This window comes from Streptomyces sp. NPDC050485 (genome assembly GCF_044458185.1).
Lineage (GTDB): Bacteria > Actinomycetota > Actinomycetes > Streptomycetales > Streptomycetaceae > Streptomyces.
In genome coordinates this window covers 253,683-276,489 of record NZ_JBITHR010000009.1, presented here as the reverse complement: position 1 = coordinate 276,489, position 22,807 = coordinate 253,683, and the positions used below count along the sequence as shown (strand labels likewise).

General features: G+C 70.2%; 18 protein-coding genes and 1 pseudogene. 12 read left to right on the top strand and 7 right to left on the bottom strand.

The genetic code is table 11. The features are described 5' to 3' along the window. Positions 1-80: 80 nt before the first annotated feature. Positions 81-872, bottom strand: coding sequence for a transcriptional repressor LexA (gene lexA, locus ACIBK6_RS20620; RefSeq protein ID WP_399052719.1), 792 nt, complete (start codon positions 870-872; stop codon positions 81-83). Between the two features lie 555 nt (positions 873-1,427). Between lexA and nrdR the strand changes: the two genes are divergently transcribed. From nrdR to ACIBK6_RS20605, 3 genes are all read left to right on the top strand, one after another. Next, the gene (gene nrdR, locus ACIBK6_RS20615) at positions 1,428-1,949 is read left to right on the top strand and encodes a transcriptional regulator NrdR (protein ID WP_399052718.1); all 522 of its coding nucleotides are present in this window, start codon (positions 1,428-1,430) and stop codon (positions 1,947-1,949) included. Between the two features lie 153 nt (positions 1,950-2,102). Continuing rightward, a complete protein-coding gene (locus ACIBK6_RS20610) occupies positions 2,103-4,997 on the top strand; it encodes a vitamin B12-dependent ribonucleotide reductase (protein ID WP_399052717.1) in 2,895 nt (964 codons plus the stop codon). 347 nt (positions 4,998-5,344) lie between these two features. Further along, complete coding sequence (locus tag ACIBK6_RS20605) at positions 5,345-6,088, top strand: class I SAM-dependent methyltransferase (protein WP_399052716.1); 744 nt, start codon at positions 5,345-5,347, stop codon at positions 6,086-6,088. Between the two features lie 142 nt (positions 6,089-6,230). On the opposite strand, the gene ACIBK6_RS20600 is transcribed toward ACIBK6_RS20605, so the two are convergent. Beyond that, complete coding sequence (locus ACIBK6_RS20600; RefSeq protein ID WP_399052715.1) at positions 6,231-6,761, bottom strand: TerD family protein; 531 nt, start codon at positions 6,759-6,761, stop codon at positions 6,231-6,233. Positions 6,762-7,291: 530 nt separating this feature from the next. Between ACIBK6_RS20600 and ACIBK6_RS20595 the strand changes: the two genes are divergently transcribed. After that, on the top strand, positions 7,292-7,897 hold the full coding sequence (locus ACIBK6_RS20595; RefSeq protein WP_399052714.1) for a YdbC family protein: 606 nt from the start codon (positions 7,292-7,294) through the stop codon (positions 7,895-7,897). Between the two features lies 1 nt (position 7,898). On the opposite strand, the gene ACIBK6_RS20590 is transcribed toward ACIBK6_RS20595, so the two are convergent. After that, positions 7,899-8,609: a TetR/AcrR family transcriptional regulator gene (locus ACIBK6_RS20590; protein ID WP_399052775.1), complete on the bottom strand. Its 711-nt coding sequence runs from the start codon at positions 8,607-8,609 to the stop codon at positions 7,899-7,901. A 113-nt stretch (positions 8,610-8,722) separates the two neighbouring features. Here ACIBK6_RS20590 and ACIBK6_RS20585 point away from each other — a divergent pair. From ACIBK6_RS20585 to ACIBK6_RS20575, 3 genes and pseudogenes are all read left to right on the top strand, one after another. Continuing rightward, a pseudogene (locus ACIBK6_RS20585) lies at positions 8,723-8,854 on the top strand (hypothetical protein); the annotation flags it as partial. A gap of 346 nt (positions 8,855-9,200) precedes the next feature. Beyond that, positions 9,201-9,860, top strand: a complete 660-nt coding sequence (locus ACIBK6_RS20580) for a histidine phosphatase family protein (RefSeq protein ID WP_399052713.1) — start codon at positions 9,201-9,203, stop codon at positions 9,858-9,860. Between the two features lie 12 nt (positions 9,861-9,872). Beyond that, positions 9,873-10,793, top strand: coding sequence for an ADP-ribosylglycohydrolase family protein (locus tag ACIBK6_RS20575; protein WP_399052712.1), 921 nt, complete (start codon positions 9,873-9,875; stop codon positions 10,791-10,793). Between the two features lie 91 nt (positions 10,794-10,884). Here ACIBK6_RS20575 and ACIBK6_RS20570 read toward each other — a convergent pair whose 3' ends face one another. Then, positions 10,885-12,444: an MFS transporter gene (locus ACIBK6_RS20570; RefSeq protein WP_399052711.1), complete on the bottom strand. Its 1,560-nt coding sequence runs from the start codon at positions 12,442-12,444 to the stop codon at positions 10,885-10,887. A gap of 292 nt (positions 12,445-12,736) precedes the next feature. Here ACIBK6_RS20570 and ACIBK6_RS20565 point away from each other — a divergent pair, with 292 nt between their 5' ends. From ACIBK6_RS20565 to ACIBK6_RS20555, 3 genes are all read left to right on the top strand, one after another. Continuing rightward, positions 12,737-13,360, top strand: coding sequence for a TetR/AcrR family transcriptional regulator (locus tag ACIBK6_RS20565; RefSeq protein ID WP_399052710.1), 624 nt, complete (start codon positions 12,737-12,739; stop codon positions 13,358-13,360). A 116-nt stretch (positions 13,361-13,476) separates the two neighbouring features. Then, complete coding sequence (locus ACIBK6_RS20560) at positions 13,477-14,187, top strand: ribonuclease HII (protein ID WP_399052709.1); 711 nt, start codon at positions 13,477-13,479, stop codon at positions 14,185-14,187. Between the two features lie 221 nt (positions 14,188-14,408). After that, on the top strand, positions 14,409-15,026 hold the full coding sequence (locus ACIBK6_RS20555; protein ID WP_399052708.1) for a hypothetical protein: 618 nt from the start codon (positions 14,409-14,411) through the stop codon (positions 15,024-15,026). A gap of 294 nt (positions 15,027-15,320) precedes the next feature. Here ACIBK6_RS20555 and ACIBK6_RS20550 read toward each other — a convergent pair whose 3' ends face one another. The 3 genes from ACIBK6_RS20550 to ACIBK6_RS20540 form a co-directional block, all read right to left on the bottom strand. Continuing rightward, complete coding sequence (locus tag ACIBK6_RS20550) at positions 15,321-15,962, bottom strand: hypothetical protein (RefSeq protein WP_399052707.1); 642 nt, start codon at positions 15,960-15,962, stop codon at positions 15,321-15,323. Between the two features lie 215 nt (positions 15,963-16,177). Continuing rightward, positions 16,178-18,349, bottom strand: a complete 2,172-nt coding sequence (locus tag ACIBK6_RS20545; RefSeq protein WP_399052706.1) for a RecQ family ATP-dependent DNA helicase — start codon at positions 18,347-18,349, stop codon at positions 16,178-16,180. A gap of 120 nt (positions 18,350-18,469) precedes the next feature. After that, positions 18,470-19,369: a LysR family transcriptional regulator gene (locus ACIBK6_RS20540; RefSeq protein ID WP_399052705.1), complete on the bottom strand. Its 900-nt coding sequence runs from the start codon at positions 19,367-19,369 to the stop codon at positions 18,470-18,472. Between the two features lie 178 nt (positions 19,370-19,547). Here ACIBK6_RS20540 and ACIBK6_RS20535 point away from each other — a divergent pair, with 178 nt between their 5' ends. Further along, positions 19,548-20,987, top strand: a complete 1,440-nt coding sequence (locus ACIBK6_RS20535; RefSeq protein ID WP_399052704.1) for an MFS transporter — start codon at positions 19,548-19,550, stop codon at positions 20,985-20,987. Positions 20,988-21,061: 74 nt separating this feature from the next. Then, positions 21,062-22,651, top strand: a complete 1,590-nt coding sequence (locus ACIBK6_RS20530) for a DUF4192 family protein (protein ID WP_399052703.1) — start codon at positions 21,062-21,064, stop codon at positions 22,649-22,651. The last annotated feature ends 156 nt before the right edge of the window (positions 22,652-22,807 follow it).

Genomic DNA, 22,807 nt, shown 5'->3' with positions numbered 1-22,807 from the left:
ACGGTAGGTTTGCCTGCCGACACAGCAGGGCCCCGGGACCGGCGCAGGAGGTCCCGGGGCCCCGGTCAGGGCGGCGGTGGTCAGACCCGCCGGAGCACCGCCACGACCTTGCCCAGAATGGTCGCTTCGTCGCCGGGGATCGGCTGGTAGGCGGCGTTGTGCGGAAGCAGCCAGATGTGGTTGTCCTCGCGCTTGAAACGCTTGACCGTGGCCTCGCCGTCCAGCATCGCGGCGACGATGTCACCGTTCTCGGCCACCGGCTGGCGACGTACCGTGACCCAGTCCCCGTCGCAGATCGCGGCTTCGATCATCGAGTCGCCGACGACCTTCAGGACGAACAGTTCACCGTCACCGACCAGCTGGCGGGGGAGCGGGAAGACGTCCTCTACCGATTCCTCGGCGAGGATCGGGCCACCGGCCGCGATCCGGCCGACCAGCGGCACGTACGAGGCGGCGGGCTTGCCAGTGGTGTCGGTGGGCTGGCTGCTCGGCTGGTCGGAGCCGCGGACCTCGTACGCGCGCGGCCGGTGCGGGTCGCGGCGCAGGAAGCCCTTGCGCTCCAGGGCCATCAGCTGGTGAGCGACCGACGAGGTGCTGGAGAGACCGACGGCCTGACCGATCTCCCGCATCGACGGCGGGTAGCCGCGCCGCTGCACGGAGTCCCGGATGACTTCGATGACCCGCCGCTGCCGGTCGGTGAGCCCGGAGCTGTCCGCCCGGATCCCTGGAGGCCGGCCGGGCAGGGAACGGGCCGGCCGCGCGGCGTCCGCCCCCTGGTTCGTGACTGCGTCATTCATGGCATGCACCGGCTCAAGTCGGGTCTGGGAGCGGTCCTGGGCAGTGATGGTGGCACTGTCTGCGGTGGTGGTCACGTCGGCCCCTCTCGAAATGGTCTCCCTAGCTGGACAACGGTAGTTGCTTTCGAAAGGTTGCGCCAAACACACGTTCGAGTGAAAAAATACAGAACGCATTACGTGGTCGTGCGGGTGGGTGTATGTGCGAGTCCCGACTAGGGGCCCACCGAACGGCAATTCGGGCCATTACGGTAACCTTCACCGCCGGGGCGGACGCCTGGCGACCTCCCCCAGGGGACCTTTCCGGTGGGTGCCGCGCGTCGCTTGCGGCGTCGGTGCGGCGACGCACAGTCTGTCATCCGGCACCCCCTCGATCCATGGCTGCCACGCGCTTCCCGTAATCTCGTGGGCGGCCGGAACGTGCCGGGCCGCAGTCGGGATCCAGCGACACGCAGTAGGGCGTGGCAGGCGGCGAAACCCTAGATCTAGTGGTTGGATTGGTGCAGCCGCCCAGAAGTTGTGGTCCATGGTCCATCAAGACCCTGGTCATCGCCTATGCTTGTGGTCGCTTCGCGGGTGGTTTTCGGGCCCGGCGAGGCTATTCAGTCGTGCTGTGAAGGAGGGTTGGGAACCATGCACTGCCCCTTCTGCAGGCACCCCGACAGCCGGGTCGTCGACAGCCGTACGACCGACGACGGCACGTCGATCCGCCGGCGCCGACAGTGCCCCGACTGCTCCCGTCGCTTCACGACGGTGGAGACGGCCTCGCTGATGGTGATCAAGCGATCGGGCGTGACCGAGCCCTTCAGCCGCACCAAGGTCATCTCCGGCGTCCGTAAGGCATGCCAGGGGCGGCCCGTCACCGAGGACGCCCTCGCCAAGCTCGGCCAGCGGGTCGAAGAGGCGGTGCGCGCCACCGGCAGCGCCGAGCTGACCACCCACGACGTGGGTCTCGCCATACTCGGCCCGTTGCAGGAGCTCGACCTCGTCGCGTACCTGCGCTTCGCGTCCGTTTACCGAGCTTTCGACACGCTCGAAGACTTCGAGGCCGCCATCGTGGAACTCCGCGAGCGGCGGCCTCCAGCAGGCCAATCAGACGAGTGCGTGGCCGGCGTGACCCCCGAGGTCCCCGTGCCCGCCACCGCTGCCGACTGACCGAGGGGCCGGCCCGGCCCGCGGTCGCCGATCGGCGGCAAATCCAGGACCTGTCAGGGGTGCTTCTGCTGCGCCCGTGGCACCAGACAAACACCGTGCCTTGGGAACATTCAGGCACTTTTGGGCGTTTTTGCCCGCATATGGGAGGCGGCAATGACAGAGACGGCGAGCGGCCCGGCACGTGGTTCCCGAGCCAAGGGAACCAAGGCCACCAAGGGTCTGCGCATCGAGCGCATCCACACCACCCCCGGCGTGCATCCGTACGACGAGGTGGCCTGGGAGCGCCGTGACGTCGTCATGACCAATTGGCGCGACGGCTCGATCAACTTCGAGCAGCGTGGCGTCGAGTTCCCCGACTTCTGGTCGGTGAACGCGGTCAACATCGTCACCAGCAAGTACTTCCGCGGGGCCGTCGGCACCCCGCAGCGCGAGACCGGCCTCAAGCAGCTCATCGACCGGATCGTCAAGACGTACCGCAAGGCCGGTGAGGACTACAGCTACTTCGCCTCGCCCGCCGACGCCGAGATCTTCGAGCACGAGCTGGCGTACGCACTCCTGCACCAGGTGTTCAGCTTCAACTCGCCGGTGTGGTTCAACGTCGGCACGCCCCAGCCGCAGCAGGTCTCGGCCTGCTTCATCCTTGCCGTCGACGACTCCATGGAGTCGATCCTCGACTGGTACAAGGAAGAGGGCATGATCTTCAAGGGCGGCTCCGGCGCCGGCCTGAACCTCTCCCGCATCCGCTCCTCCAAGGAGCTCCTGTCCTCCGGCGGCAACGCCTCCGGCCCGGTCTCCTTCATGCGCGGTGCCGACGCCTCCGCCGGAACCATCAAGTCCGGTGGCGCCACGCGCCGCGCGGCCAAGATGGTCATCCTCGACGTCGACCACCCCGACATCGAGAACTTCATCGAGACCAAGGTGAAGGAAGAGGAGAAGATCCGCGCGCTGCGCGACGCGGGCTTCGACATGGACCTGGGCGGCGACGACATCACGTCCGTCCAGTACCAGAACGCCAACAACTCGGTCCGGGTGAACGACGAGTTCATGCAGGCCGTCGAGACCGGCGGCAAGTTCGGTCTGCGCGCCCGCATGACCGGTGACGTCATCGAAGAGGTCGACGCCAAGTCCCTCTTCCGCAAGATGGCCGAGGCCGCGTGGGCCTGCGCGGACCCCGGCATCCAGTACGACGACACCATCAACCACTGGCACACCTGCCCCGAGTCCGGCCGCATCAACGGCTCGAACCCGTGCAGCGAGTACATGCACCTGGACAACACGTCCTGCAACCTCGCTTCGCTGAACCTGATGAAGTTCCTCAAGGACGACGGCAAGGGCCGCCAGTCCTTCGAGGTCGAGCGGTTCGCCAAGGTCGTCGAGCTCGTCATCACCGCGATGGACATCTCCATCTGCTTCGCGGACTTCCCGACCCAGAAGATCGGCGAGAACACCCGCGCCTACCGCCAGCTGGGCATCGGCTACGCCAACCTCGGCGCCCTGCTGATGGCCACGGGCCACGCGTACGATTCGGACGGCGGCCGCGCGCTCGCCGGCGCCATCACCTCCCTGATGACGGGCACCTCGTACAAGCGCTCCGCCGAGCTCGCCGCGGTCGTCGGCCCGTACGACGGTTACGCCCGCAACGCCGAGCCGCACCAGCGCGTCATGAAGCAGCACGCCGACGCCAACGCCGTGGCCGTCCACGTGGACGACCTGGACAATCCGATCTGGGCCGCCGCCACGGAGGCCTGGCAGGACGTCATCCACCTCGGTGCGAAGAACGGTTTCCGCAACGCGCAGGCCTCGGTCATCGCGCCGACCGGCACCATCGGTCTCGCGATGTCCTGCGACACCACCGGCCTGGAGCCCGACCTCGCCCTGGTCAAGTTCAAGAAGCTGGTCGGCGGCGGCTCGATGCAGATCGTCAACGGCACGGTGCCGCAGGCGCTGCGCCGCCTCGGCTACCAGGAGGAGGCGATCGAGGCGATCGTCGCCCACATCGCCGAGCACGGGAACGTCATCGACGCCCCCGGCCTGAAGACCGAGCACTACGAGGTTTTCGACTGCGCCATGGGTGAGCGTTCCATCTCCGCGATGGGCCACGTCCGCATGATGGCGGCCATCCAGCCGTGGATCTCGGGCGCGCTCTCCAAGACGGTCAACCTGCCCGAGACCGCCACGGTCGAGGACGTCGAAGAGGTCTACTTCGAGGCGTGGAAGATGGGCGTCAAGGCGCTCGCCATCTACCGCGACAACTGCAAGGTCGGCCAGCCCCTCTCCGCCAAGACCAAGGAGAAGGAGAAGGCGGCGGTCACGGCCAAGGCCGAGGACACCATCCGCACCGCGGTCGAGAAGGTCGTCGAGTACCGCCCGGTCCGCAAGCGCCTCCCGAAGGGCCGCCCGGGGATCACCACCTCCTTCACGGTCGGTGGCGCCGAGGGCTACATGACCGCCAACTCCTACCCGGACGACGGTCTGGGCGAGGTCTTCCTGAAGATGTCCAAGCAGGGCTCGACCCTCGCGGGCATGATGGACGCCTTCTCCATCGCCGTCTCCGTCGGCCTCCAGTACGGCGTGCCGCTGGAGACGTACGTCTCGAAGTTCACCAACATGCGCTTCGAGCCGGCCGGCATGACGGACGACCCTGACGTGCGGATGGCGCAGTCGATCGTCGACTACATCTTCCGCCGCCTGGCGCTGGACTTCCTGCCGTTCGAGACCCGCTCGGCACTCGGCATCCACTCCGCCGAGGAGCGTCAGCGTCACCTGGAGACCGGTTCGTACGAGCCGACCCTTGAGGACGACGAGATGGACGTCGAGGGCCTGGCCCAGTCCGCGCCGCGCCAGACGGAGCCCCTGAAGGCCGTCGCCGCCCCGAAGCCGGTCCCGGTCGAGGCCCCCAAGGTCGCGCACACCTCGGCGGAGCTCGTGGAGATGCAGCTCGGCATCAGCGCCGACGCGCCGCTCTGCTTCTCCTGCGGTACGAAGATGCAGCGGGCCGGCTCCTGCTACATCTGCGAGGGCTGCGGCTCCACCAGCGGTTGCAGCTGAAACTGGGTGGTATCGCGCCGGATGCACTTTCCGGCGTAGCCCGCACAGGTAGCTGACCAGCAGTTCACGAAGGGGACCGGCCGAGCGCCGGTCCCCTTCGTCGTGCCTGCCCGGGCTGACCCGGGAGTGCTGCCGCTGCGGGCGGACCCTCCCGCGTGCGCACCCGCCGGCCAATCGGCCGTACGCCCGTCTGTGCAGGAGACCGGGACGATGTCCGCATCTTCGTGGCTTCTGCCAGTACGACGGTCTGCCGGGGGCGGGAAGACTGCCCGTCAGAGGCTGCGGCGTGCCCCGGTGGCGGGGGGCCGAGGCCGAGGACGTGACGAACCACAGGGGAGGACAGCACGGTGAGCACGCAGCAGTATGACGAGATCGGTGAGGCGTTCGAGGGCTTCAAGGCGCTGCCGCTGGAGCAGTACGCGGTGGTGCCCGGCTTCCTGGCCATGGTCGGGGACGTGCGCGGCAAGTCGGTCCTTGATCTGGCTTCCGGCACCGGCTTCTACAGCAGGGAGTTCAAGCGGCGCGGCGCCGCGGAGGTGCTCGGCATCGACATCTCCGGTGTCATGGTCGCCGTGGCCCAGGAGTTGGAGGAGCGCAGTCCGCTGGGGGTGCGCTACGAGGTGGGTGATGTGTCCGAACTGCGGCCCCTCGAGCAGTACTTCGACGTCGCCGCGGCAGTCCAGCTGCTCAACTACGCGGAGGACGCCGCCGTCATGGAGCGGATGTGCCGTAACGTGCACCAGAGCCTGAAGCCCGGCGGCGAGTTCTTCGTGCTCAACCAGTCACCCGACTACCGCTTCGACGGGCCGCCCCTGGACAAGTACGGCTTCCGCTGCGAGCTGACCGGCGAGGAGGCCGAGACAGGACCGCAAGTCCGGATCACGGCGCTGCTCGACCAGCAGCCGGTCTCGTTCGTCGCCAACCGCCCGCGCCGCGAGGTCTACGAAAAGTGTCTGCGGGCGGCCGGATTCAGCGAAGTGACCTGGGTTTCGCTGGAGGTGTCCGACGCCGGCGCGCGCAAGTTCGGTGAGGACTTCTGGACGGACTTCCACGCCAACCCCCCGCTGGAGATGCTGCGCTGCCGCGCCTGACGGAATCGCTGTGGGCCGGATAGTCCGGCGCAACTCGCGTGTTTGGCTGAGCAGCAGTGCACCAAGGGGATCGGCAACCGCCGATCCCTTTAGGTCGTGCCCGTGACGCGCCAAGACGCCATGAGCAGGGCCGCCCGTGACGTCAAGCGATCGCGGACCCCATAGTGGCGATGAAGGCATCCGGGTCAAGGTCGAATCCGTGGATGCTCTCCCGGAAATCCCACGCGCCGGACTCGCCGCGGATGAACTCCGCCACCGTTGCGGCCCTGGCGCCGGCGACCTCGCGGAAGTCGTGGTTCGACAGTTCGAGGTATCCGTCGCGGATACGGACCCCCGGGTTGGCCACATCGCCGAAGACGCGGCGCCCCGCCCGCTGTTGGATGACCACGCCGACCACCACACGCGTGTGCTCCGCCGGTACGCGGGCGAGGTCCAGGGTCATGACCTCGTCGTAGCCGAGGCCCTGACCGGTCTGGCTGTCCCGATTGAGGTCGATGGTGCCGTCGGGAGAGCGGCTGCCGAAGGACACCACGTAGTCGGGCGGTCCGTACGGGGCGAGGGTCGGATAGACCCCGGCGACCACATCGAGGTCGTGGGCGGGCGAGCCGAGCGGGCTGGGATCCCATCGGAGTGCCACCTCGACCATTCCGAGCCCTTTGCTGATGCCGCTCATCCAAACCCCTCCCAGATTCCGCCCTGCCGCTCCCGCGTGCTTCCCATGCTGTCACGCTCAAGGAGCAATCCGGCGGCCGGCCGATGGCGTAACGCCTCGTGCAACTCCTCTGTCACGCGGCTTACTTGAGGGAGCCGTCGACGGTGTTGGAGCGGTCGGGGGTACGCGCCCGCAGCTCTGAAGCTGTTCGAGGAATGGGGTTGGTGTGCGCCGCCGGACGCGGTGATCACTGTGCGGGGTGGGGGCCCGCCGACTTCACAGTGATGAACCACTACAGCTCCTCGCACCCCCAGTCCCGTTTCGCAGGGTGCCCGCGGACGGGCTCGGGCGGGTGTTGTCAGAGGTCTTCGCTATCGTCGTGGAGCAGCAGGACCTCGTACAACTGGGCGCATTGGTGGGTGGGTTGGATGAGCGGGATTCTCGACCCCGTGTTCGGCATTGAACTGGATTTCGGGCGGCGTCGCATATTGCTGCGGAAGTAGTCCGCCGGAGCATGACCGGGGCATCGATTCCCGCCGTACGATGGCGCGGTGCTGGTCAAGTGGATTCGCTGCACCGTGGTGGACCGCCGCGGTTTTGAGCGGGGGCAGCGGAAATGGGCGGGGTTGCTGGGCGAGCCCGGATTCCGGGGGCAGGGCGGCGGCTGGAGTCGGAGGCGGCCGGATGTGGCCCATGTCTTCGGTTTCTGGGAGAGCCGGGCGTTCTACGACTCCTTCATGGCGCGGGCGCACGACCGGCTCGCTGCCGCGCAGTCCGGCACGTACAAAGACATCGAAGTGAAGCTCTTCGACCACCGCTTCGACGTGAAGACCGGCTTCGAACCGCGCTTCACCGACGCGGACGTCGTCCGTGTTGCACACTGCAGAGTGCACGAGGAACGGGTCGAACACTTCGCGCTGATGCAGGAGAAGGTCTGGAACCCCGCGATGGCCGGGTCACCGGGCATGCTGCGTGGGGTGTTCGCCGAGGCGCCCGGCCATGAATTCCTGGTGCTGTCGATGTGGCAGTCGGCGGCTGAGCACGGCAAGTACCGGGCCGAGCGGGTCGAACGGCTCTCGCTGCGGGCGCAGACCGAGACCGATGTGGCGGCGCTGACGGGTGATGTCGTCCAACTCGACAGGGACTGGACGGTCTGAATCAACTCCCATCATCAGTAGGTGAGTTGATGAAGGCTCCTGCCTGGGCCGCGGCGAACGCGGCCGCAGCCGACTGGTCCGCGAGACGCGTGTCGATCGGCTCGCGAGTGATGAACAGGCGCAGGAAGAGGGGCGCCGAGACCGCCCGCACCAGGGCGCCGGGCTCCGTGTCAGCGGGCACCTCGCCCCGCTCGACCGCGCGCCGGACGACCGCTTCGCACCGCCCGAACCGCTCGGTGTAGAAGGTGCGCAGCGCGTCCGCCGCGCGCGGTGCCTGGAAGGCTGCGGCGATGAACGCGGTGGGGGCGGCGGCAGCGGCCGCATCGGTGAACGAGCCCGTCACCTCGCGGGCCAGGGCGCGCAGATCACCCTCCAGGCTGCCGGTGTCCGGCGGGGTCCAGGCATCCTCGCCCGCCAGGTCCAGCGCGTCGGCGACCAGACCTTCGAGCCCGCCCCAGCGCCGGTACAGGGTCGTCTTGTGCACGCCCGAATGCTCGGCCACGTACTCGACAGTGAGTCCTGGGTAGCCGTGCTCACACAGCCCGGTGAGCACGGCGTTCCGCACGGCGGCGCGAGTGCGCGCGGTACGGCCGCCCGGACGTCGGCTGCCAGGGGCCGGGGGTGTGGGCGTAGCCGGCGGAGTGGCCGGGGTAGCGGCGTCGGTCGGTTCTTCGGGGGAGGCGGCGCTGAGGGGCTGAGGGGTGGGTGGAATATTCAATTGCTACTCCTGTTGCATTAGATGGTCCGCGTATGTCACACTCATCGTAACGCGACGGTTGTAGCGTTACGACGTCTAACTGTGTCCCGCTGCCGAACGCCGGGGAGGTGCCCTTGCCCACTCAGATCTCTCTGCGCGACGTGACCAAGGCTCGCGGAGACAGGGCGCTGCTCGAAGAGGATTCGCTGACGGTTCGCCCCGGTGAACGGATAAGGATCGTCGGGGAGAACGGCGCAGGGAAGTCCACCCTGCTCCATTTGCTCGCTGAGCTCGAACAGCCCGACGAGGGCGAGGCTGTGACGGTCGCCGACGGAGGTGCGGGGCTGCTGGCCCAGACCCCGCAACTCCCGGCTCGCGCTCGCACGGCTGCTGGCCCGGCCGGCGGATCTGCTGACGCTGGACGAGCCCGCCAATCACCCGGTGCTCGGCCGGCCGAAGAATTGGAGGACGCTTTGGCGGGATGGGACGGAGCGGTCGCGGTCGTGTCCCACGACCGGAGACTGCGGCAGCGCTTCGACGGGTGGATACGCCGGATGGATGCCGGACAAGTGCTCGACCGACGCGCGGGCGATCTAGGGTTTGGGCATGGCAAGACCGCGGCGCATCGTCCTCGTCCGGCATGGCGAGTCGGAGGGCAATGCCGACGACACCGTGTACGAACGCGAGCCCGACCATGCGCTGAAGCTCACCGAGTCCGGTCGGCGACAGGCCGAGGCGACCGGGGAGAGGCTGCGCTCGATGTTCGGGGACGAACGGGTCAGCGTCTATGTCTCGCCCTACCGGCGGACCCATGAGACCTTCCGGGCGTTCGGCCTCGACCCCGAGCAGGTGCGGATCAGGGAGGAGCCGCGGCTCCGCGAGCAGGACTGGGGGAACTGGCAGGACCGGGACGACGTGAAATTGCAGAAGGCGTACCGGGACGCGTACGGGCACTTCTTCTACCGGTTCGCGCAGGGTGAGTCGGGGGCCGATGTGTACGACCGGGTGGGGGCGTTCCTGGAGAGCCTCTACCGCAGTTTCGAGGCGCCGGACCACCCGCCCAACGTGCTGCTGGTCACGCACGGGCTGACCATGAGGCTGTTCTGCATGCGGTGGTTCCACTGGAGCGTGGCGGACTTCGAGTCGCTGTCCAATCCGGGCAACGCCGAGACCAGGACGCTGCTGCTCGGGGCCGACGGTCGGTACTCGCTGGACCGGCCGTTCGAGCGGTGGCGCGCCCCGGAACCGTACGGAATCACCGGATAGAGTGGCTGTGCGATGACCGCTGACTCCTCGACCGAATCACTCGACCCGCGCTTCGAGCGCGCGCTGGGCAGCCTGCGCGGGCTGTCTGTTGGCGACGCGCTGGGTTCCCAGTTCTTCGTGCCCGCCAACTATCCCCGCCTGAAGAACCGGGAACTGCCCGACGGGCTGTGGCAGTGGACCGACGACACCGAGATGGCGTGTTCGGTGCTCGGCGTGCTGGCCTCGTACGGCCGGATCGATCAGGACGCGCTCGCGCGGTCCTTCGCCGAGCACCACGACTTCGACCGGGGCTACGGCCCCGCCGTCAACCGGATGCTCCGGCTGATCAGGGAGGGCGCGGACTGGCGGGAGCTGGCCTCCGCGCTGTTCAAGGGGCAGGGCTCCTGGGGCAATGGCTCCGCCATGCGGATCGCGCCGCTCGGCGCCTGGTACGCGGACGATCCGGAACAGGCCACGCACCAGGCGGAGATCTCGTCGTACACGACGCACCAGCACCGGGAGGCGGTGGTGGGGGCTATGGCCGTCGCGGCGGCCGCGGCACTCGTCGCCGCCCCGGCGGGACCGCCGGGCCCGGGCGAGCTGCTCGACGGAGTGATCGCGCTGGTGCCGCGCAGCGCCGTCGGTGCCGGGCTGCGGCGCGCGCGGGACATGCTCGACTACGACGATGCGGGGACGGTGGCCGCGGTGCTCGGCTCCGGCCGGCGCACCAGTGCACACGACACGGTTCCGTTCGCGCTGTGGTCGGCGGCGCGCGGGCTCGGGGCGTACGAGCGGGCGTTCTGGGCGACCGCGCAGGTGGGCGGCGACGTCGACACGACCTGCGCGATCGTGGGCGGGGTGGTCGCGGCCGACCGGACCGGGGCGCCCCCCGCCGCCTGGCTGGACCGCACGGAGAACCTGCCGGACTGGGTCCCGGCCGCCCCGGCCGGCTGACCCCTCGGCCTGCCTGCCACGACGACCTGGCCCGCCCCGCCCGCTCGGTGCGGACCGGGCGGGCCCAAAAACGTACCCCCAGGGCACGTGTCTAGAGAGCGGCGCTCCCGGGCGTGCCGCTCAGGGCCTCCAGGTCGCTCTTGCGGACCTGGATGACGAAGACCGCGGTGAGGATTGCCAGGGCGACCAGGGCGACGGCGGCGATGAACGCGGTGCCGATGCCGTGGGCGAGGACCGCGTCGCTCCAAGGGGCGGGCAGCTGGCGGGACTTGACGAAGGCCGCCTTCTGCTCGGCCGAGCCGTTCGCCAGGAAGTCCTTGGCCTGGGTGGTGGCCTCGTGGCGGCTCGCGGTACCGAACACGGTGGTCAGGATGGACAGGCCGAGCGCGCCGCCTACCTGCTGGGTGGCGTTCAACAGGCCGGAGGCAGCTCCGGATTCCCGGTCGGCGACGCCGGAGACGGCAGTCAGGGTGAGGGTGACGAAGTTGAGGCCCATGCCGAAGCCGAACAACAGCATCGGGCCGAGGATCCCCCCGGCGTACGAGCTGCCGGGGTCGATCTGGGTCAGCCAGGCCATGCCGAGGCCCGTGAGGGCGGTTCCGGTCACCATGAAGGGTTTGGGGCCGAGCTTCGGCAGAAGGTTGGAGGAGAGCCCGGCGCCCGTGACGATCGCGACGGTCACCGGAAGGAAGGCCAGGCCCGCCTTGATCGGGCTGTAGTGCAGGACGTTCTGCACGAACAGCACGATGAAGAAGAACATGCCGAACATCGCCGCGGCCAGGCTGAGCATCATCACGTACGTACCGGAACGGTTGCGGTCGGCGAACATCCGCAAGGGCGTGATGGGTTGGGCCGATCGGCGCTCCACGGCGATGAACGCGAGCAGCAGTACCACGGCGGCGCCGAACGAGGCGAGCGTGAGCGAGTCGCTCCAGCCGTCCGACGAGGCCCGGATGAATCCGTAGACCAATGCCGCCATGCCCAGCGTGGAGGCCAGCGCGCCGGTGAGGTCGAAGCGGCCCGGATGGCGTTCCGACTCCTTGATGAAGCGGGGTGCGAGGAAGGCGATGAACACACCGATGGGCACGTTGACGAACAGTACCCAGCGCCAGTTCAGCCAGTCGGTGAGCATGCCGCCCGCGAGCAGACCGATGGCGCCGCCACCGGCCGAGACGGCGGCGAACACTCCGAATGCGCGGTTTCGTTCCGGGCCCTCGGGGAACGTCGTCGCGATCAGGGCCAGCGAGGTCGGTGAGGCGATCGCTCCGCCGATGCCCTGCAGGGCCCGGGCCGCGAGCAACTGCCATGGCTCCTGGGCGAATCCGCCGAGTAGCGAGGCGAGCGTGAAGACCAGGATGCCGGTGATGAACATCCGGCGCCGGCCGAGCAGGTCACCGGCCCGGCCACCGAGCAGCAGCAGCCCGCCGAAGGTGAGCGCGTAGGCGTTGATGACCCAGGTGAGGTCGTTGGTGGAGAAGCCGAGGGCGGTCTGGATGTGGGGCAGAGCGATGTTCACGATTGTCGCGTCGAGCACCACCATCAGCTGGCATGCCGCGATGACGGTCAGGGCTATGCCGGGTCGGGCCGACCGGTCCTTGGGGCCGGGGCGGGCGTCGGTTGGCTGGTCCGTGCCGATCTGATTGGGCGTCACTGGGTCCCCCATGAAAGCCGTAGTGAACGCTTCCGTTCACTAATGGGTGACCATAGTGAGTCGTCGGGAATGAACACAAGGCTTTTCCTTGTGAGTTGGGCGTCATTGGGGCCGGGCGACATCTGGAACATCGGGGTGACGCGGGGCCACCATGGAACACGGAGTGCCACCGCGCACGTACGCTGCACCCCCCGTCCCCAACGGTTGCCGCCCCCGTCCCCGATGGTTGGGGGCACCCGTCCCCAACAGGGGGTATCCGTCCCCGCGGAGAGTCCCCAACGGAGAGAAGAAGATGGCTACTTCGCGCGCTGCCGCCACCGGAGCGCAGCCCGTCTCGCTGCGCCGCCGGGGCCCCGTTCTGGAACGGGCGATCCTCGACGCCGCGCTGGAGCAGCTGAGCACGGTCGGCTGGAGCGGCCTCACCATGGAGGGCGTGGCTGCCGGCGCGCAGACCGGGAAGGCCGCGGTCTACCGCCGCTGGCCTTCCAAGGAGGACCTGGTCGCGGACGCGCTGCAGTCCGGATTCCCCAGCCTCGACGAGGCGGCGGACCACGGTTCCGTACGGGAGGACCTCTACCAGCTGTGCCGGCGGATTCGCGGGACGATGTTCTCGCGATCCGGCTACGCGCTGCGTTCAGTACTTTACGAATGCGACCACACGGCGGCTGACCGCTTCCACTCGCTGATCCTGCGCCGAGTGATCGAGCCCGCCAACCGGCTGTTCCGCGAGGTGGTGCGGCGGGGGATCGAGCGCGGTGACGTGCGCCCGGACGCCACCGGTGACTTGGTCTTCGATGTGATCCCGGGGCTGATGATGTTCCGCTCGAAGGTGTGCGGAAGCGAATGGAGCGACGATGACATCGCCGCGATGATCGACCAGGTGATGGTGCCACTGCTGCGTCCTCACACCGGCTGAATGCGACCCCGGCGCCCTGCGAGCGGCTGCGGTGCCGCCTCCGCGCGGGCCCGGGCGCGTTCCTCGGCGACCTGGGTGTCGCGGGCGGCCCTTGGCGGCGTAACCTTGCAGGCGCCATGCCTTACGAACCACCCACCCACACCGTCGAGCGCTCGATTCGCGCCATCACCGGAGCCAAGATCGTCGCCGGTGTCGACGAAGTCGGACGCGGGGCGTGGGCCGGTCCCGTCACGGTGTGTGCCGCCGTCACCGGACTGCGACGCCCGCCGGCCGGGCTCACCGACTCCAAGCTGATCAGCCCCAAACGCCGCACCGAGCTCGCCGCGGTACTGGAAGGCTGGGTCACCGCGTACGCGCTCGGCGACTCCTCGCCGGAGGAGATCGACGAGCTGGGCATGACCGCGGCCCTGCGACTGGCCGCCGTGCGCGCCCTGGAGGCGCTGCCGGTGCGGCCCGACGCGGTGATCCTCGACGGAAAGCACGACTACCTCGGACTGCCCTGGCGGGTCCGCACGGTGATCAAGGGCGACCAGTCCTGCATCGCGGTGGCGGCCGCCTCGGTGATCGCCAAGGTGCGCAGGGACGCGATGATGGCCGAACTGGGGGACGCGCAGGGGGAGTACGCGGGATTCGGCTTCGCCGAGAACGCCGGTTACCCCTCGCCCGTGCACAAGGTGGCGCTGGAGGAATGGGGCCCCACCCCCTACCACCGGCTGTCGTGGTCGTATCTGGACGCGCTGCCCCAGTGGCGGCACCTGAAGAAGACGCGGCTCTCCGCGGAGGCGGCCGCACTCGAAAGCGGGGGACAGCTCGGCTTCGACTTCTGACCCGGATTCCGGACGAGTCCGGAGGTTTTCGGTCCGTTTCCCCCGCCGTGGGGCCCGGTTCCCGGAGCCTTCCGATCCGCTTCGCGGACGTCCGGAAGTCCGGTGCCACGGCCCGAAATCCCTGGACTTTCCCGCCCAGTTGCGGGGAGACTCCGCCCCGATCGCACCTTTGTGCCCACCCGCCGGTGACGCCTTCACCGGCATTTGATAGACATCCACTCATGCCTCTCATCCCCGAGGAGCCTCAGATTCACGAGAGTGCCCAGGGTCCCCGCGTCACCCCGGCCGCCGGCCGCACCGCGCAGACCCCTCGCCCCGTACCCGGTCCGCGTCCCGCGGCCGCACCGCGTCCCGGACGTCCGGGCCCCGGCCCGGCCCGGCCCGCGCCCCCCGCGCAGCGGACGCACAGCCCCGCCGCGCCGACCCCGGCGACCCGGCCGGACCAGTCCACCGGGCCGCAGATCCAGCTGATCCCGGCCCCGTCCGACGGCGCGCTCGACGCCGCGGGCGAGGCGGTGGACCTGCTGCTCGACTCCGGCCGCGTGCCGGGCGACATCCTGGTCCTCACCACCGGTGAGCTCCACCCGTGGGCGGCGCACGAGCTGTCCTTCGGAGAGGATGCGTACTGGGCCCAGCACGATGCCCGTGACGACGTCTTCTACGCCGGTGCCACCGCCGCGGGACGGGCCTCGGCCCGGCCGGTCGTGGTCGTCGCCGTCAACTCCGACGACGACTCGGCCGCTGCCGCGCTGCCGCTCGCACTGGGCCGCGCCGAGGCGCTGCTCATCGTCTGCGGCGACCCGCAGCGCATCAACGCGGCGCTCGGCGCCGGAGTCTGAACTCCGGGCCCCGAGCGCGGAATTGCCCGCGCCTGCGGGTCCTCGCGGGTCAGGACGGAATCCGGAGCGAGCGTTCCGGAACCCGGTGTGCGCGAAAGGTCGTGCCGCCGCGCCCTGCGCCGTGCCCTACCGCCGTCCGGCGGGGGGTTCGGCACAGGGCGAGCGGATATGGCTCAGCGCGCGCATGCCCCGGAGCAGCCACCAGTGCTGTCCGGCCGGGCCTGCGGCCGGTTGGCGTGGGGTCCGCCCGACACGGCGCCCGGCCGACATGTCGCCAGGCCTTGCCGGAACGGTTCAGCGCGCCGCGGTCCGCCGCAGCATTTCCACGGTGCCCGTTCCCGAGCGCAGCGGCAGCGGCTCGGCGAGTTCGCTCTCGGCGTCCGCCAGGGAGCCGGGCCCGGCCGTGGAGCTGGGGCGGCGGCCGCCCCGGCCCTCGCCGAGCACCTGCCAGCCGGCCCGCGTGAGCGTGATGTACGCACCGCAGCGCAGCCCGTGCAGGGTGCAGGCGTCCCGCAGGCCCCACATCCAGGCGCCGTCCTCCTCCGTCCAGCGCTCGTCGCCGTCCCGGCAGTAGAGCAGCACCGCGGTGCGTACCGGGGTCCGGCGGCGCAGGTCGTGCGGGATCACCCGGCGCAGATGCGCGAGCAGGGCGTTGCGGAACTCCCAGCCGTCGGCCGGTGCGGCGCGGCGGCGGAACGACGCGCTGGCGGCGAGCCGTTCCTCGTGGTCGAGCACCGCGATGACGGCGGTCGTCGGTGTCGGCAGGTGCCGGGCGTGCAGTCCGCTGACGACCTCGCGCGGATTGCGGAGCAGCGGGATCCCGGCCGCGGCCCATTCGGCGGGCTCCAGGATCCTGCCGAAACGGTTCGCGGAGTCGGCCGCTATGGGGGTGGACACTGCTGCCGAGGCTGCGGACGGAGCGAATCCGAAAGTCATGGTCCTCCCTTCCGGATACGCGCCCACGGTGCGGGCAGGGTCGGGTGAGGGCGCACCACGGCACAGCCCTTTCGGACCACAGGGGGACCGTGCGGGGGCGGTCCAATTCTCGCTGCCGTACGGTCGGGCGGCAACGAGCAATTGACGCCGCTGACCTGAATCGACGGGTATGGCACTCATATCCCTGCCCAGCCTCGAGCGGGATCACCCCTGCCTTACGACTGGGCAGCCAGGACCAGCGGGAACACCCCCTCGGCTCCAGAGCGGCGCAGCAGCCTGGCCGCCACCGCCAGCGTCCAGCCCGTGTCGCAGGCGTCGTCGACCAGGAGCACCGGACCCCCCGTTTCGGCCAGCGCGGCCGCGAGCGCGTCCGGGACCGTGAACGCGTGGTGCAGCGCTCGCACCCGCTGGGCGCTGTTGGACTGCGGGACCCGCTCACCCGCCGGGCCCTCCGCATAGGCGAGCCGGCCGAGCAGCGGCATCCGGCCGATCTCGGCGATCCGCGCACCCAGGGACTCGACCAGGGCGGGCCGGGTGCGCGAGGGCACGGTCACCACCCCGGCGGGCCGGGCCGGTGCGCCCGCCTCGCCCGAGGCCCAGCCGCCCGGGCTCTTGGCCCAGTCGGCCAGCACGCTCACCACCGCCTGCACCACATCGTCCGGCACCGGCCCGTCCGGGGCGCCCGGCGCGAGCATCGGGCGCAGCCGGTTGCCCCAGCCGATGTCCGAAAGCCGACCCAAAGCCCTTCCGGAGAAGGCCAGTTCGCCCGCCGGAATGCGTCCCTTGAGGTCGATGCCGATCGCGGCGAGACCCGTGGGCCACATCTTGCGGGGCTCCACCTCCACACCGGGCCTGGTCAGTTCGCCGCGCGCGGCGTCCAGGGCCGTACCGGACACGTCCGCCGTGAACCGCGCGCCCGCGCAGTTGTCGCAGCGCCCGCACGGCGCGGCCTGCTCGTCGTCCAGCTGGCGTCGCAGGAACTCCATCCGGCAGCCCGTGGCCGAGGCGTAGTCGCGCATGGCCTGCTGCTCGGCCGAGCGCTGCCGGGCAACCCAGGCGTACCGCTCGGTGTCGTACACCCAGGGCCGGCCCGTGGTGGTCCAGCCGCCCTTGACGCGGCGCACCGCGCCGTCCACGTCGAGCACCTTCAGCATCGTCTCCAGGCGGGTGCGCCGCAGCTCCACCAGCGGTTCCAGAGCGGGCAGCGACAGCGGCCGGTCCGTCTGCGCCAGCACGTCCAGGGTGCGCCGCACCTGCTCCTCGGGCGGGAAGGCCACCGAAGCGAAGTACTTCCAGATCGCCTCGTCCTCGCGGCCCGGCAGCAGCAGCACCTCCGCATGGGCCACGCCTCGGCCCGCGCGGCCCACCTGCTGGTAGTAGGCGATCGGGGAGGAGGGCGAGCCCAGGTGCACGACGAAGCCCAGGTCCGGCTTGTCGAAGCCCATGCCGAGCGCGGACGTCGCGACCAGGGCCTTGACCCGGTTGGCGAGCAGATCGTCCTCCGCCTGCTGGCGGTCCGCGTTCTCCGTCTTGCCGGTGTACGAGGCGACGGTGTGCCCGCGCTGGCGCAGATACGCGGTGATCTCCTCGGCCGCGGCGACCGTCAGCGTGTAGATGATCCCGGAGCCCGGCAGGTCGGCGAGGTGGTCGGCGAGCCAGGCGAGCCGGTGGGCGGCGTCCGGCAGCGAGAGCACATTCAGGCTCAGGCTCTCGCGGTCGAGGGGGCCGCGCAGCACCAGCGCGTCCGAGCCGCTGCCGGTGCCCAGCTGCTCGGCCACGTCCGCCGTCACCCGCGCGTTCGCGGTGGCGGTGGTGGCCAACACCGGTACGCCCGGCGGAAGTTCGACCAGCATGGTGCGCAGCCGGCGGTAGTCGGGGCGGAAGTCGTGGCCCCAGTCGGAGATGCAGTGCGCCTCGTCCACCACGAGCAGACCCGTGGCGGCGGACAGCTTGGGCAGCACGTTGTCCCGGAAGTCCGGGTTGTTGAGGCGCTCCGGCGATACGAGCAGCACGTCCACGGCGCCCGCCGCGACCTCGGCCTGGATGGTGTCCCATTCCTCCGGATTGGCGGAGTTGATCGTCCGGGCGCTGATGCCCGCCCGGGCCGCCGCCTCGACCTGGTTGCGCATCAGCGCGAGCAGCGGGGAGACGATCACGGTAGGGCCCGCTCCGGCGGCTCGCAGCAGGGCGGTCGCCACGAAGTACACCGCGGACTTGCCCCAGCCGGTGCGCTGCACGACGAGCGCCCGCCGCTTGTCGGCGACCAGCGCCTCGATGGCCCGCCACTGGTCCTCGCGCAGCCGCGCGGTGCCGGTGGGGTCCCCGACGAGGCGGGCGAGGACCGTGTCGGCCTCGGTGCGCAGATCCGCGTTGCTCGTGTGCTCCATGCCCCCATACAACAGGACGGGTCCGACAATCGCGGAACGAACCGCTCCTGATCAGCCATCTCCGCTGGTCAGGGGTGTCTGCGCACGGGCAGCCGGTTGGCCGGGGAACGGCCGGTACTCCTACAGCGCCGGGCTGCAGAGCAGTTCGCGCGCGGTGTCCAGGAAGGGGCGGAGACCCGGCGAAGGGGTGCCCTGGGCGCGCCAGGAGACATGCAACGGTGTCTCGCTGCGAGCGTTGGTCCACGGGACTGTCTCCAGCGCGCCCCGTGCCAGATCCGCCGCCACCGCGATCCGCGGCAGCAGCGCGCAGCCCATCCCCTCGGCGACGCAACTGCGCAGCGCCCCGATGCTGGTGAGCTCGGCCACCAGGGTCGGCCGCGGTCCCTGGACGCTGCCGAGTGTCTCGTCGTACATCCGGCGGTAGCTGCATCCGGGCTCGGTCACCAGGAAGTCCGCGCCCGCCAGTTCGGCCGTGCTCACTTCCTTCATCCTGGTCAGCGGATGCCCGGGGGGCGCCACCACGACGACGGGCTCGGGAGCCAGCGCCATGCTCTCGAACTCCGGCTCCGCGGGCGGCGGTCCGAACGTGAAGCAGAGGTCCAGGGTTCCCTCGCGCACGCCGCCGCGGGACTGCGACCGGTTGCCCGGCCGCAGCACGACCCGGACGTTGGGATGGGTCTCGCGGAACCGGGTCAGCAGGGAAGGCAGCCGGTACACACAGAGCGTTTCCGGTGCACCGATGGTGAGTTCGCCGGCCGGGTCCGCCACGCCCGCCACCGCCGCCCTCGCCTCCTCGGCGAGCTGGAGCATCCGCTCGGCGTATTCGACCAGGCGATTTCCCGCCGCGGTGAGCCGCAGCCGACGCCCGGAACGGTCGAACACGGCCACCCCCAGATCCGCTTCGAGTGACTGGATCTGCTCGGTGACACTCGACTGGGCATAGTTCAGCCGCTCGGCCGCCCGTGTGATGTTGAGTGTTTCGGCAACGGTACGGAACGTATTCAACTGACGGAGCTGCATCGGCTTCCCCCGAACCATCGGCGTTTCCGATCGTGCCATCGGAACTTCCCGTTTCCCCTTCGCCCGGGCTCCCACCAGGCTGTAACAGGCCGCAGGTTCACGACCCGGCCGCCTCGAATCCGCTTTTCCGAATCAGTAAGTCCGTCTTTCCGCATCGGTAAGGGAGAAGGGAACAACTATGTCCGCGCAGTCATCGGCGGTGACGACCGCACAAGAAGGGAGCATTGCGGCGGGTGTCAAGCCCGAGGCCGGGATCCGGCGCAAAGGGCTTCTGCTGCTGGGTCTTTCGCTCGGCTACTTCATGGTGCTGCTCGACACCAGCGTGGTGAACGTGGCACTGCCCGCCATCCGCGATGATATCGGCGGCGGCCTGTCCGGGCTCCAGTGGGTGGTCAACGGATACACCCTCACCTTCGCCGCGCTGCTGCTCACGATGGGCGCGCTGGCCGACCGCTTCGGCGCCCGCCGGGTCTTCCTCATCGGCAGCTGGGCCTTCCTGATCGCTTCCGGACTCACCGCCGCCGCACCGGACTTGGGCGTGCTGATCGGCATGCGCGGTGTCCTCGGCGTCGCGGGCGCCGCCCTGCTGCCGGCCTCGATGGCCGTCATCGCCACCGCCTACACCGACGCCGCCCAGCGCGCCCGCGCGCTCGGCTCCTGGGCGGCCGTCACCGGTGTCGCGCTCGCCGCGGGCCCGGTCGTCGGCGGTGTCCTCACCGACACCCTCGGCTGGCGCTTCATCTTCGTCATCAATGTGCCGGTCGCCCTGCTCAGTGTGTTCATCACCCGTGCCTTCGCGCCGCAGGTGCCCCGCAACCCGGACCGTGCCATCGACCTGCCGGGTCAGCTGCTCGCCGTACTCGCCCTGGCGGGCCTGACGTTCGGCGTCATCCAGAGCGAGCCGGAGGGCTGGGCCTCGGCGCCGGTGCTGATCGCGCTGGCTGTCGCCGTGGCCGCCGCGATCGGCTTCATCGCCGTGGAGCGCCGCGAGCCCGGGGTACACGGCCCGATGCTGCCGCTCCACCTGTTCCGCAACACCGTCTTCTCGGTCGGCCTGCTCAACGGTCTGCTCGTCAACTTCGGTCTCTCCGGCGTCCTGTTCGTCATGTCGCTCCACCTCCAGCAGGGGCTCGGCTACACCGCCATGGCCGCCGGCCTCGCCTTCCTTCCGCTGACCCTGCCCACCGCCTTCAACCCGATCTACACCGGGCGCCTGGTGGCCAGGAAGGGCCCGCGCGTCCCTTCGATCCTCGGCTTCTCACTGATGACGCTGGGCGCGCTCGTCCAACTGCTCTTCGTGGGTGGCCAGGGAGCCGGGCAGTACGCGCTGACCGCCGTCGGCCTGCTGGTGTTCGGTTTCGGCGTCTCCTTCGCCGTCCCGTCCCTGGTCACCACGCTGGTGTCGGCGGTGCCCAAGGAGCAGGCGGGCATCGCGTCCGGCGCGCTCAACTCGGCCCGCCAGACCGGCGCCGTCGTGGGCGTCGCCGTACTCGGTTCCGTCCTCCAGGCATCGCCCGGCGACAGCGGAACCAAGGCCGCCCTCTCGGTGGCCGCGGCGGCCCTCGCGATGGGCGCCCTGCTCGCGGCCTGCGTCGCTCGGCCGTCGCGACTTGTATGACCAGGGCCGATGCCCTGTGGACAAGGTTATCCACAGGGGTGGTGGGAGAGCCGTGATCGCGGGACCGTCGAGGCATGCGAGACACGAGCGAACACCACGAATCCGAATCCCACGACCCGTCGGGCGAGCCCCGCATCACCCTGCGCGGCCCGGCCGAACTCGCCGACGCCCTGCCGTACTTGCTCGGCTTCCACCCGACCGACTCGGCCGTGCTGGTCGCGCTGCACGGCGAGAGCGGTCGGTTCGGCGGCCGGGTCAGGGTGGGGCTGCCCACCTCGCCGCAGGAGTGGCCCGACATCGCCGACCAACTCGCCGACTGTCTGGTCACGGGCAGCGAGCGGCGCGGACCCCGGCCCGACGGAATCGTCGTCTTCCTCTGTCAGGACCCTTCGGTGGACGGCACCGGACATGAAGTCATGGAACGGCTACGGCCGTTGGCCCAGCGGCTGCGAACTGCCTGCGGAGGCCTGGACGTTCCTGTTCTCGAAGCGCTCTGCATTTCCGACGGCCGTTACTGGTCGTACTGCTGCCCGGACACCCGCTGCTGTCCACCGGAGGGAAACGTGCTGGCCCTGCCCGGCACCTCCGTCATGGCGGCCGCGGCGACCTATGCCGGTATCCAAGTACGCGGTTCTCTGCGGGAGATGGAGGAACATCTCACGCCGTGGCGCACCGAGGCGGCGGCAGATCAGGAACGGGCACTGGACGCGGCGGCCGCTGAGTTGTTCCCCCGCATCCTGAGCGAGGGCGGACGGCGCGGTGTGGCCGACGAGACGCTCGACCTGGCGGCGCGGCTCATGCGACGGATCGCCGAAGCGCCGTCGCAGCCTGCCCACTGCACGGGTGCCTTCCCGGCGGTCGACCGGGGCGGTGACACCCTGCTCCTCGGCAGGAACGCGACGGACGACCTGGACGACGGCCTCATCGCCCACGACGAGGCCGCGGCCGTGATCCTCGGCCTCCAGGACCGCACGACCCGCGACTGGGCCGCCGAGTGGATGGAGGGGCCCGACGCTCAGCCCGCGCTGCGCCTGTGGCGGGCGCTGGCCCGCCGCTGCGTCGGGCCGTACGGCGACCATGCCGCCGCGCCGCTCACCCTGGCGGGTTGGGTCTCCTGGTCGACCGGTGACGATCCGAACGCCAGGGTCGCTCTCGGTATGGCGATGCGCGCGGACCCCGACTACCGCTTCGCCGGTCTGCTCCACCGGGCCTGCAACCAGGGCCTCGACCCCGAGGAGCTCCGCATCTGCCTACGGGAGGAGCGCGCGGCGCGGCTGGCCGGCCCTCCTGAGGCGAACGAGGCGATCGCTCCTGCGCCCGAGAGCGCGGCGGAGTCTTCAGAGCCGACGGCCCTGCCCGAGCCGATCGAGGTGCTTGAGCCGACCGACCAGCGTGAGCCCATCGAGCTGCTGGATACGACCGAGCCGCTGGAGCCCGCCGCGTCGCCTGAGCCGACCGAGCCGAGCGTGCGCAGGGTGCCTCGCGCCAGGCCGGGCCGCACGTTTGGTCCGTCGTCCGGGGCGCGCCCCAACAGCCGTCCGCAGAAGGGGAGTTCGATGCGTCCTGAACCAGGGCGCCCCAAGCCGATGAAGGTCCGCGAGCGCACGCGGCGTCGGGGCGGCGGGGAGCGAATGGAGGAGGGAGGTGTGACAGAGGGTGCGTAGACAGTGGGGTCTTGGAGGGCGGGGCCGGGGGCGGTCTGTCCGGACTCGGTTGTGTCTTGCAATGTCACCGGGGTGGCGGCGCGGGGAGTGGCCGAGGGCGGGTGGCTCGTGCGGTCCTGGAGGGCGGGGCCCGGGGCTGCCTGTCCGTGACCCGGT

What these genes read in the sequence shown, in the direction of transcription:
- nrdR (WP_399052718.1), top strand. Translation starts at nt 1,428, where the DNA reads ATGCACTGCCCCTTCTGCAGGCACCCCGACAGCCGGGTCGTCGACAGC.
- ACIBK6_RS20610 (WP_399052717.1), top strand. Translation starts at nt 2,103, where the DNA reads ATGACAGAGACGGCGAGCGGCCCGGCACGTGGTTCCCGAGCCAAGGGA.
- ACIBK6_RS20600 (WP_399052715.1), bottom strand. Translation starts at nt 6,761, where the DNA reads ATGAGCGGCATCAGCAAAGGGCTCGGAATGGTCGAGGTGGCACTCCGA.
- ACIBK6_RS20580 (WP_399052713.1), top strand. Translation starts at nt 9,201, where the DNA reads ATGGCAAGACCGCGGCGCATCGTCCTCGTCCGGCATGGCGAGTCGGAG.
- ACIBK6_RS20575 (WP_399052712.1), top strand. Translation starts at nt 9,873, where the DNA reads ATGACCGCTGACTCCTCGACCGAATCACTCGACCCGCGCTTCGAGCGC.
- ACIBK6_RS20565 (WP_399052710.1), top strand. Translation starts at nt 12,737, where the DNA reads ATGGCTACTTCGCGCGCTGCCGCCACCGGAGCGCAGCCCGTCTCGCTG.
- ACIBK6_RS20560 (WP_399052709.1), top strand. Translation starts at nt 13,477, where the DNA reads ATGCCTTACGAACCACCCACCCACACCGTCGAGCGCTCGATTCGCGCC.
- ACIBK6_RS20555 (WP_399052708.1), top strand. Translation starts at nt 14,409, where the DNA reads ATGCCTCTCATCCCCGAGGAGCCTCAGATTCACGAGAGTGCCCAGGGT.
- ACIBK6_RS20550 (WP_399052707.1), bottom strand. Translation starts at nt 15,962, where the DNA reads ATGACTTTCGGATTCGCTCCGTCCGCAGCCTCGGCAGCAGTGTCCACC.
- ACIBK6_RS20545 (WP_399052706.1), bottom strand. Translation starts at nt 18,349, where the DNA reads ATGGAGCACACGAGCAACGCGGATCTGCGCACCGAGGCCGACACGGTC.
- ACIBK6_RS20540 (WP_399052705.1), bottom strand. Translation starts at nt 19,369, where the DNA reads ATGCAGCTCCGTCAGTTGAATACGTTCCGTACCGTTGCCGAAACACTC.
- ACIBK6_RS20535 (WP_399052704.1), top strand. Translation starts at nt 19,548, where the DNA reads ATGTCCGCGCAGTCATCGGCGGTGACGACCGCACAAGAAGGGAGCATT.
- ACIBK6_RS20530 (WP_399052703.1), top strand. Translation starts at nt 21,062, where the DNA reads ATGCGAGACACGAGCGAACACCACGAATCCGAATCCCACGACCCGTCG.